The following is a 9627-nucleotide window of genomic DNA, read 5'->3' as shown; positions in this document are numbered from 1 at the left end:
TCCCAGCCGTCTCCTTGATCCAAGAGCCCGCCCGTGTCCGGTAGTTGCACGACAGGAAGTCCCGGAAATGTGGGGTGAATCCCTGACTACTGCCGTGCTCCCGCGCCGGTCACGCTCGAACCATGGCTGTCGAATCGGAACTCGCCGCCCGCCCGGCGACCGCACCCCGGGCCCCCGGCGCGAGCCGCGGGCTGCGCGCGGGGTACGCCTCCGGGGCCCTGGTCACCGGCGCCTTCAGCACGCTGCCGGGCCTCCTGCTGCTGCCGTACCTCACCGACACCCTCGGCGTCGGCGCGGCACTGGCCGGAACCGTGATCCTCGTACCCAAGGTGTGGAACGCCCTCCTGGGCCCCCTAGTCGGCCACGCCGGTGACCGCCGGCCCCGCCGCCGTACCCATTTGCTGGCCGGCGGCGTCGGCGTGGCCGCCGCGTTCGCCCTGATGTTCTCGGCACCGGGACCGGCCTCCGCCGGGGCCTGGTGGGCCGCGGCGGGCTTCTTCCTCGCCGCCACCGCCTACGCCTTCTTCCAGGTGCCCTACAACGCCCTGCCCGCCGAACTGGCCGACCGGCCCGCCGACCGGGTCTCCCTCGTGGGCGGCCGCGTCGCCGTGATCGCCGTGTCCGCGCTGCTCACCGGGGCCGCGGGACCCGCGCTCGTCGACGCGGGCGGCGGGGGAGTGCCCGGGCACCGACTGGTCGGCCTGTTCGGCGCGTTGTGCGTGCTCGCCGGTACGGCCGGCGTCCTCATCGGCATCAAGGGCGCCCGCACGGGTGCCGCGACGCCCGCGGGCCCCGGCCTGCGCCACCAGCTCGCCGTCGCCCGCCGCGTGGCGGGATTCCCCGCGCTGCTCAGCGGGATCGTCGTCCAGTCCGTCGCCACCGGTGGACTGACCGCCGGGGCGCCCTACTTCAGTGAGCACATCCTCGGCGACAAGAACGCCACGGGCCTGCTGGTCGCCGCGTTCGTCGCGCCGAACCTGCTCACCGTGCGCGCCTGGACCCGGCTCGGCACCCGCGTCGGCCACCGCGCCGGATACCGGTGGGCCTGCGCGGTCTTCGCCACCGGCTGCCTGCTCCTGCTCGCCGCGCCCGTCCTGCCGCTGCCCCTCGTACTGCTCCTGATGGCCCTCGCCGGAGCCGGGCACGCCGGTCAACTGCTCTTCCTCTACGCGCTGTTGCAGGAGTGCATCGCGGGAGAGGAACTGCGCGGGGCGGGGGTGTCGTCCGGGCTGTTCACCACCTGCGAGACGCTCGGCCTGGCGGTCGGCCCCTTCGTGTACGGGCTGATCCTCGCCCTCTTCGGCTACGTCTCCTCGGGCACCGGACACGCCGTCGCACAGTCCGCCACCGCCCACGCGGGCATCCTCGTCGGTATCGGTCCGGTTCCGGCCGTGGCCGCGCTGGTCGCCGCCGCCGTACTGAACCGGGGCAGGCGCGCGAGGGACTGACCGGCGGGAGGGGAGAGCCGGGGCGCCGGCGACGGCTCGCTCCTCACAGCAAGCGCGCCGGAGCCCCGCCCTCTTCCGCCTCGTCGCGCAGCGGCGCCAACCCTCCGGCCAGCGACAGGACTTCGACCGCACCGCCCGAGCCGCCAGGACCGCCCGAGCCACCCGGACCGGTCACACCGTCGGCACCGTGCGTAGCGCCCACGACCTCACCGACCGCCGCCGCCAGCCGGCCGTTGCGGTGTCCCCGCAGCGCGGCCAGCGCCGCGGCCTGAGCCGCGGGGTCGACCACCAGGCACACACAGCCGGCTCCGGCGGCGTACAACGGGTCGAGGCCCAGGACGTCGAACGCCTCCCGGGCTCCGTACGGCACCGGCAGCGCGGCCTCGTCGACCCGCAGCGCGCGGCCCGAGCCCGCCGCGAACTCCCGCAGCACCGCGGCCAGTCCGCCCTCGCCGACCGTCCCGGCCGCCCGCAGCGCGCCCGACGGCAGCGCCGTACGGACCGCCTCGACGAGTTCGCCGAGCGGGGCCACGTCGCTGGGCACGTGGTACTCGAAACCGAGTCCGGCGCGCAGCGACAGCACATGGACCGCATGGCTGCCCAGGGGCGCGGAGACCAGGATCCGGTCGCCGGGGCGCACGTCGGCGACGTTCAGCGGCGGACGCGTGAACGTCCCGAACCCCGTGGCCACGAAGGTGAGTCGGTCGGCCTCGCCGGCCCGCACCACCCGCGCGTCGACCGCCGCGACCCGCACCCCCGCCTCGCGCACGGCCTCCCGCACCGACGCGGCGGCGCGGTGCAGCAGCGCGGCCGGCAGCCCCGCCTCGACGACGGCGGCGAGCGTCAGCCGGCGCGGCTCGGCACCGGCGACGGCGAGCGCGTTGACGGCCGCGCACACGGCGAGCCGCCCGATGTCGCCGTTGCCGAAGAACGGCGGATCGACGACGGACGTCACGGTGCGCACGGCCAACGGACCCGGCTCCAGCACCGGTTCGGGGTCGTAGAGGTCGCCCAGGGCGGCGATGAGGACACGGGCCGGTGACGCGGCGCCGGTGTCGTCGCGCAGCGCCACCTGGCCGACGGGCAGGGGTACGTCGTCCCGCAGCAAGGAAATCCCCCCTTTCCGGACCCGGGAACGCGGCAGGGTCACCACCAGTCTGCGTCAGTCTGCTCCCGCCGCACCGCCACGGTAGCCCGGGAAACCACGGACAACCCGCAGGCAGGGGTGCGAATTCAGGGGTGCTAAGGGGTCCGGCAAGGGGGACTGCGCGGGCGTGCGCCCTCCCTAGGGTCGAAGACCCGGAACTCCCGGACAGCCCACGACCTACGGAGCGGCCATGGTGGACGTCAGCACGCGGCTGGAGCGGCAGCGGGCCGCCGCCGACCGCCTCGACGAGCGGCTCGGCGTGTTCGCGCGCCGCTTCGACACCCCCCGTGCGGAGGGCACCGAGGACGGCCCGCTGCGCGACGTCACCCTCGGCGTCAAGGACGTCTTCGCCACCCGCGAGGCGGTCCCCACCGCCCAGAGCAAGGTGCACGACGCCGACTGGCACCGCGGCCGCGACGCCGTCGCCGTACGCCGCCTGCGGGCCGCCGGCGCCGTACCGCTGGGCCTGACCACCGCCGCCGAACACGCCCTGGGCCGCCCCGACCCGGCCCTGCCCTTCGCCGTGCCGCGCAACCCCTGGGACACCGCCCGCTACCCCGGCGGCTCCAGCAGCGGCAGCGCCGCCGGCCTGGTGCACGGTCTGTTCGACGTCGGCCTGGGCACCGACACCGGCGGCAGCATCCGCATCCCCGCCGCGCTGTGCGGCGTCACCGGCATCAAGCCTACCCACGGCCTGGTCCCCACCGCCGGCTGCCTGCCCCTCGCCCCGAGCCTCGACACCGTCGGCACCCTGGCCCGTACCGTCCGCGACGCGGCCCGCGCCCTCGGGGTCGCCGCCGGCTGGGACACCCCCGAGCCGGCCTGGCGCACCGGCCTGGACGGGGTGCGCGTAGGGGTCCCCGACCGCGCCCTGGAGGAGTCAGGGCAGCTGTCCCCGGAGTGCCGCGAGGCCTTCGACACCGCCCTCGAACGGCTGCGGGACCAGGGCGCGAAGGTCGTCAGCGTCGAACTGCCCGAGCTGTACCCGCTGTTCGCCGCCCAGCTCATCACCCTCCTCGCCGAGGGCTTCGACCGGCACGGCGCCGGACTGCGCGCCCGCTGGGACCAGTACGGGCGGCCGCTGAGGCGCACCCTCGTGCTCGGCGGCCTGATCCCCGCCTCCGTGTACGTCCACGCGCAGCGCGTACGCTCCTGGGGCGCGGCCGGACTGCGCGCCCGCCTCGACGGACTCGACGCCCTCGCCACCCCGACCTGGCCCGCCGGCGCGCCCCGCTACGACGATCCCGCGGGCCTGGCCGCCGTGTCCTGGCTGCCCAGCCTGTGGAGCGCCGTCGGGTTCCCGGCCGTCGCCCTGCCGATGGGCTTCGACACCGCGGGCCTGCCGCTGTCCCTGCAACTGGCCGCCGCCCCCGGCACCGACCGCGCCCTCCTCGCCGTCGCCGACGCCTACCAGCAGCACACCGACTGGCACCTGCGCGCCCCCGCCCCGCTGCCGGCGACGCCGCCGACCCCCGTCGTCCTGCCGCAGGGCGCCGCCTCCGACACGGAGACCCAGCGGCTGCTGGGCGCGGCGCTCCAGCGGGCCGGCGTGCCCGTCCCCGAGGCCGAACTCGCCGAGTTCGCCGGGCAGTGGCAGCTCACCGAAATGCTCTTCGGATTCCTGCCGGAACTCCCCGAACCCGCACCCGAGCTGTGACCACCGACGAACACCCAAGAGCGCCCACGAGCACCGACGAGAACTGAGGTCCTCCTCATGACGACGCAGAACAGCACCCTGCGAACAGCCGCGCACACCGCCGTACCGACCGCCGCGCCGAACCCGGAGGAAAGCGCCTGGATTCGCCGCTACCACCCCGCCGTCGCCGATGCGCCACGCCTCGTCTGCTTTCCGCACGCGGGCGGTTCGGCGAGTTTCTATTTTCCCGTCGCCAAGGAGCTGACCCCCGCCATCGACGTCCTGGTCGTGCAATATCCGGGCCGCCAGGAACGCCGTAGGGAACCTCTGGTCGACAATGTTCCCGAACTCGCCGACCGCGTCTTCGAGGAACTGCGCCACTACGCCGACCGGCCGCTGTACCTGTTCGGCCACAGCATGGGCGCCACCGTCGCCTTCGAGATCGCCCGCCGCTTCAAGGCCGCCCGAATCCCGGCCCCGGAGCGGCTGTTCGCCTCCGCCCGCCGGGCGCCCTCCCGCACCCGCGCCGAGCGCGTCCACACCCGCGACGACGAGGGCGTCATCAAGGAGCTCCGCAAGCTGAGCGGCACCGACGACCGGGTCCTGGGCAACGAGGAGATCATGCGGCTCGCGCTGCCCGCGATCCGCAACGACTACAAGGCCGTGGAGACCTACCGCGTCGACCGCGGGGTGAGCGTCGACTGCCCCATCACCGTCCTGATCGGCGACACCGACCCCAACACCACCCTCGACGAGGTCAACGCCTGGGCGGACCACACGACCGCCGGCCACGAGCTGCAGTCCTTTTCCGGCGGGCATTTCTACCTCGCCGACCGGCCGCGCGAGGTGCTCGACGCCATCACCACGCGGATAAGCGCCACGGCCACGATCCGAGGTTAGGGGTGCCCCCGCCCACGGTAGGGGTCCGCAACGCCACCACCCGCATCTAGCGTGAAGTTCACCGCTGCCACGAATTGTCTTTCCGTGGCCCGAGGACAGGAATAGGGAATAGCCGTGAGTCGAATAGCGTGGAAGACGCTGAGCAGCGGGGAGAGCGAAAGTCTCCTGCTGGCGGTCGACTTCGCCGCGGGAAGCCGCGCGCCGGCCCAATTCGCCGACCTCGCCCCGCTCCTCGATCCGCCGCTCACCCTGTGGGCGAGCCGGCCCCCGGGCCCCGACGACCAGGTCCCGCCCACCGGGAACGCCTACCTCGACTGGTGGCTGGGCGAGGTCCGCGCCTCGGGCGCCCCCGTGGAGGCGGTGCTCGGCTACTGCGCCGGCGGCGTCTTCGCCGCGGCCCTCGCCGAGCGCATCGCCGACTGGCAGCCCGCCCCCCGGCTCATCCTGCTCGACCCCGAACTCCCCTCGACCAGCGGCCTGTACGACGACTTCCACACGGCAGGCGACTCCCTCAGCGCGCTGCTCACCCCCGCCGAACTCGACGCCTTCCACGCCCGCGGCGAGGCTCTGAAGGCCCAGTACGGCGACGACCAACTGCCCGTCGCCGGACGGGAACTCGCCGACACCTTCACCGCCGCCGTGGCCGCCGCCGCGGACCGGCTCGACCTCGACGAGGACATCCGCGACGAGCTCTCCGGCGCCTTCGTCTCCCTCGTCTCCTACCTCACCGCGGCCACCACCCTCAGCCCGCTGCCCGCCTGGACCACCGCCACCGCCCTCACCACGACCGCCCCGGACCACCCGGTCGGCGACGAGCACCGCGTCCCGGTCGCCCACGACGACCTCCTGCGCTCCACCGCCACCGCACGTGCACTGCAGCGGCTGCTGGCCGAGCGCCCCGTCGGCGCGACTGGCACGGCCGGGTGACCGCACGATGACGACGACCACGCCGAGCACGCCGGCTACGACGACCACGCCGGCCCCCGTCAGCCACCCGACGCCCGCCGCCCCCCACGGCGAGACCGCCCTGCTTCCCGAACTCCTCGCCGAGCAGGCCCGCCGTACCCCCGACGCCCTCGCGCTCGTCGAGGGCGGCACCGCCGTCACGTATCGCGAACTCGCCGAGCGCTCGGCGCGGCTGGCGCACCACCTGATCTCCCTGGGACTCGGCCCCGAAGACATCGTCGCCGTCGGCATGCGGCGCGGCGCGGAGCTCGTCACCACCTTCCTCGCCGTACTCAAGGCCGGGGCCGTCTATCTGCCGCTCGACCTGCAGAACCCGGCGCAGCGCCTCGCCCTCATGACCGAGGACGCCCGTCCGGCCGCCCTGCTCACCCACACCGGCAGCGGCGCCCCGGCCGGCTCCGCGGTCACCGTCCTCCTCGACGAGGACGCCACCCGCGCCCGGATCGCGGCGGCCCCCAGCACGGACCCGACCGACACCGAGCGGGTACGGCCGCTGCACCCCGACCACCCGGCCTACATCATCTACACCTCCGGCTCCACCGGCCGCCCCAAGGGCGTCGTCGTCACCCACCGGCCGCTGGCCGCCTACCTCGACTACGCCCGCGGCACCTACCCGAGCGCCGCCCGCACCACGCTGCTGCACTCCTCCGTGGCCTTCGACATGACGGTCACCACCCTGTACGCGCCCCTCACCAGCGGCGGCACCATCCGTATCGGCTCGCTGGAGGAGCCGGGCCCGAGCCCCGCCCTCCTCAAGGTCACCCCGTCCCACATGGCGCTGCTCGCCACGCTGCCGCCCGAGGCGTCGCCCACCGAGCAGCTCGTCGTCGGCGGCGAACTCCTGCTCTCCGAGACCGTCGACGCCTTCCGCGCCCGTCACCCGCGGGTCACCGTCCTCAACGAGTACGGCCCCACCGAGGCCACCGTCGGCTGCTGCGTGCACGCCGTCCGCCCCGGCGACGCCCTGCCGTCCGGCGCCGTCGCCATCGGCCGGCCCACCTGGACCAGTGAACTGCGCGTCCTGGACGAGCGGTTGCGCCCCACCGACGACGGCGAGCTGTACATCGCGGGCGGCCAGCTGGCCCGCGGCTACCTGCGCCGCCCCGCCCTCACCGCCGAACGCTTCGTCGCCGACCCCTACGGCCCGCCCGGCACCCGCATGTACCGCACCGGCGACCGCGTGCGCCGCGCCCCCGACGGCACCCTGTCCTTCCTCGGCCGGCTCGACGGCCAGGTCAAGATCCGCGGCTACCGCGTCGAACTCGGCGAGATCGAGTCGGCCCTGCTGCGCCACCCCGCCGTCTCCCGCGCCGCCGTCACCATCCACCGGACCGGCACCGGCGACACCCACCTCGTCGCCTACGTCGTCCCGGCCGACGCGCCCGCGCCCGCCGGCGACGCACTGAAGGCACACCTGGCCGACACCCTGCCCGACTACATGGTGCCCAGCGCCTTCCTCAGCCTCGACACCCTGCCCCTGAACGCCAACGGCAAGCTGGAGACGGACCGCCTCCCGGCCCCCGACTTCGCCGCCGTCACCACGTACCAGGCGCCCGAAACCCCCGAACAGGCCCTGCTGTGCGACCTGTTCGCCACCTTCTCCGGCGCCGCCAAGGCCGGACTCGACGACGACTTCTTCGGCCTGGGCGGCACCAGCCTGGGCGCCGCCCAGGTCGCCAACAAGGCCCGCAGGCAAGGCATCCGCATCGGCCTCCAGGACATCGCCGACCACCGCACGGTGCGCCGCCTGAGCGCGGCACTGGCCTCGCACTGACCCACCCGACAAGCACCAGGAATTGGAGACACGATGGAGCTGCTGCAGCTCGCCGGCATGGGCTGGATCTCCCGGTCCCTCAGCGTGGCCGCCCGGCTCGGCATCGCCGACCACCTTGCCGACGGCCCCAAGTCGCCCGCCGAACTCGCCGAGTTGACCGACGCCAACCCGGACGGCGTGCTCTACCTGCTGCGCGTCCTGGGCATCGTCGGCGTCTTCCGCGAGCGTGAGGACGGCACCTTCGAGCAGACCGAGACCTCGGAGCGGATGCGCGACGACCACCCGCAGTCCATGCGCTACTGGTGCGTCCTGGGCGGCGAGATGTACTACGACGTCTGGCGCGACCTGCTCACCACCGTCAAGAGCGGCAAGCCCGCCTCCCGCTCCGAGTACGGCGAGTCCATCTACTCGTACATGGACAAGGACACCGACGCCGGCGAGGTCTACGACAAGGCCATGGCCGACATCACCCGGCCCGCCGCCGCCGAACTCGCCCGCGACTTCGACTTCTCCCGCATCTCCAAGGTCATCGACGTCGGCGGCGGCAGCGGCCACCTCCTCAAGGGCATCCTCGCCGCCCACCCCGACATCCACGGCACCGTCGCCGAGCGCGGCGACGTCGCCAAGCGCGGCGCCCAGCTCCTCGACGAGTCCGGCGACCAGGACCTGATCCGCCGCCTCTCCTTCGCCGAGGCCGACTTCTTCGAGGAGGTCCCGAGCGGCGCCGACGCCTACTTCCTCAAGAACGTGCTGCACAACTGGAGTCCCGAGAGCAGCACCCGCATCCTGCAGACGGTCCAGCACGCCATGGCCCGCACCGTCGAGGAGTCCGAGGGCCTCGCCGCCGAACCCGTCCTCTTCGTCATCGAGCCGCTCCTCGGCCACGACAACGCCTCCGCCATCCGCTCGCTGTTCCAGATGGTGGTCTGCGAGGAGGGCACGCGCATCCGGTCCGAGGAGGACATGCGTAAGCAGGCCGAGGGTGCCGGACTTCAGGTCCGGTCGATCCGCAATCTCTCGACGGAGCACAGCGTCGTCGAGTGCGTCCTCGCGGCCCGCGACTGACCCGCCGCCCCGCCGGCCGGACAGCCTCCCGACCGGCCCACCCACCCGCCTCCAGAGAGGACCAACACGCCATGTGGGACGACCAGTTCGAGGGCCTCATCCGCCCCCACCTCGGCTTCCTCCCCGAGGACGCCCCCTTCACCAAGGATCTCGACCTGCGCGACGCCGGCCTCGACTCGCTCGGCATCGTCGACCTGCTGATCGAGATCGAGAACGCCTACGACGTCAAGTTCACCGACGACGCGCTGTCCATGGAGACGTTCAGCACTCCGGACGCGCTCTGGCGCACGCTCTCCGGCCTGCGCGCAGCGGCCGTGAACTGACCCACCCCCACTCCTCCTTCCTCCCTCCCGCTCCTCTCCTACAGGTGGACGACCGCATGTCGAATGAGTCGAACGAACAGAAGCTCCTCGACTACCTCAAGAGGGCCACGACCGAACTGCGCGACACCCGCAGGCGGTTGCGCGAGGAGGAGGAGAAGCAGTACGAGCCGATCGCCATCGTCGGCATGGCCTGCCGCTACCCCGGCGGCGTGACCTCCCCCGAGGACCTGTGGGGTCTGCTCGCCGCGGGCGGCGACGCCATCACCCCCTTCCCCACGGACCGCGGCTGGGACGTGGCGGGCCTGTACGACCCCGACCCCGACGCCCCCGGCAAGACGTACTCCGCCGAGGGCGGCTTCCTGGAGGGG

At 73.8% G+C, this 9627-nt stretch carries 9 protein-coding genes; 8 read left to right on the top strand and 1 reads right to left on the bottom strand.

Annotation, left to right across the window (positions count from 1 at the left end):
* Positions 1–122 precede the first annotated feature (122 nt).
* Complete coding sequence (locus tag IPZ69_RS44925) at positions 123–1448, top strand: MFS transporter (protein ID WP_235460693.1); 1326 nt, start codon at positions 123–125, stop codon at positions 1446–1448.
* A gap of 43 nt (positions 1449–1491) precedes the next feature.
* On the opposite strand, the gene IPZ69_RS44920 is transcribed toward IPZ69_RS44925, so the two are convergent.
* On the bottom strand, positions 1492–2556 hold the full coding sequence (locus IPZ69_RS44920; RefSeq protein WP_235460692.1) for an AIR synthase-related protein: 1065 nt from the start codon (positions 2554–2556) through the stop codon (positions 1492–1494).
* A gap of 229 nt (positions 2557–2785) precedes the next feature.
* Here IPZ69_RS44920 and IPZ69_RS44915 point away from each other — a divergent pair, with 229 nt between their 5' ends.
* From IPZ69_RS44915 to IPZ69_RS44885, 7 genes are all read left to right on the top strand, one after another.
* Positions 2786–4252 carry an amidase gene (locus IPZ69_RS44915; RefSeq protein ID WP_235460691.1) on the top strand — a complete coding sequence of 489 codons (1467 nt, stop codon included), beginning with the start codon at positions 2786–2788 and terminating at the stop codon, positions 4250–4252.
* A gap of 57 nt (positions 4253–4309) precedes the next feature.
* Positions 4310–5131, top strand: coding sequence for a thioesterase II family protein (locus IPZ69_RS44910; protein ID WP_235460690.1), 822 nt, complete (start codon positions 4310–4312; stop codon positions 5129–5131).
* Positions 5132–5245: 114 nt separating this feature from the next.
* Positions 5246–6058, top strand: a complete 813-nt coding sequence (locus IPZ69_RS44905; protein WP_235460689.1) for a hypothetical protein — start codon at positions 5246–5248, stop codon at positions 6056–6058.
* A gap of 7 nt (positions 6059–6065) precedes the next feature.
* Positions 6066–7871, top strand: coding sequence for a non-ribosomal peptide synthetase (locus IPZ69_RS44900; protein WP_235460688.1), 1806 nt, complete (start codon positions 6066–6068; stop codon positions 7869–7871).
* 33 nt (positions 7872–7904) lie between these two features.
* Positions 7905–8936: an acetylserotonin O-methyltransferase gene (locus IPZ69_RS44895; protein ID WP_235460687.1), complete on the top strand. Its 1032-nt coding sequence runs from the start codon at positions 7905–7907 to the stop codon at positions 8934–8936.
* A 71-nt stretch (positions 8937–9007) separates the two neighbouring features.
* Complete coding sequence (locus IPZ69_RS44890; protein WP_235460686.1) at positions 9008–9259, top strand: phosphopantetheine-binding protein; 252 nt, start codon at positions 9008–9010, stop codon at positions 9257–9259.
* A 56-nt stretch (positions 9260–9315) separates the two neighbouring features.
* Positions 9316–9627, top strand: a 312-nt coding sequence (locus IPZ69_RS44885; protein ID WP_235460685.1) for a beta-ketoacyl synthase N-terminal-like domain-containing protein, incomplete at its 3' end; no start/stop codon positions are given.

It is taken from the genome of Streptomyces olivochromogenes (assembly GCF_021538895.1).
GTDB lineage: Bacteria > Actinomycetota > Actinomycetes > Streptomycetales > Streptomycetaceae > Streptomyces > Streptomyces olivochromogenes_A.
The sequence above is the reverse complement of the archived record's forward strand: the minus strand, read 5'-3'. Positions and strand labels throughout refer to the sequence as shown.

Excerpts from the sequence above, each read along its gene's own strand:
- IPZ69_RS44925 (WP_235460693.1), top strand. The coding sequence starts at position 123 with ATGGCTGTCGAATCGGAACTCGCCGCCCGCCCGGCGACCGCACCCCGG.
- IPZ69_RS44915 (WP_235460691.1), top strand. The coding sequence starts at position 2,786 with ATGGTGGACGTCAGCACGCGGCTGGAGCGGCAGCGGGCCGCCGCCGAC.
- IPZ69_RS44910 (WP_235460690.1), top strand. The coding sequence starts at position 4,310 with ATGACGACGCAGAACAGCACCCTGCGAACAGCCGCGCACACCGCCGTA.
- IPZ69_RS44900 (WP_235460688.1), top strand. The coding sequence starts at position 6,066 with ATGACGACGACCACGCCGAGCACGCCGGCTACGACGACCACGCCGGCC.
- IPZ69_RS44895 (WP_235460687.1), top strand. The coding sequence starts at position 7,905 with ATGGAGCTGCTGCAGCTCGCCGGCATGGGCTGGATCTCCCGGTCCCTC.
- IPZ69_RS44890 (WP_235460686.1), top strand. The coding sequence starts at position 9,008 with ATGTGGGACGACCAGTTCGAGGGCCTCATCCGCCCCCACCTCGGCTTC.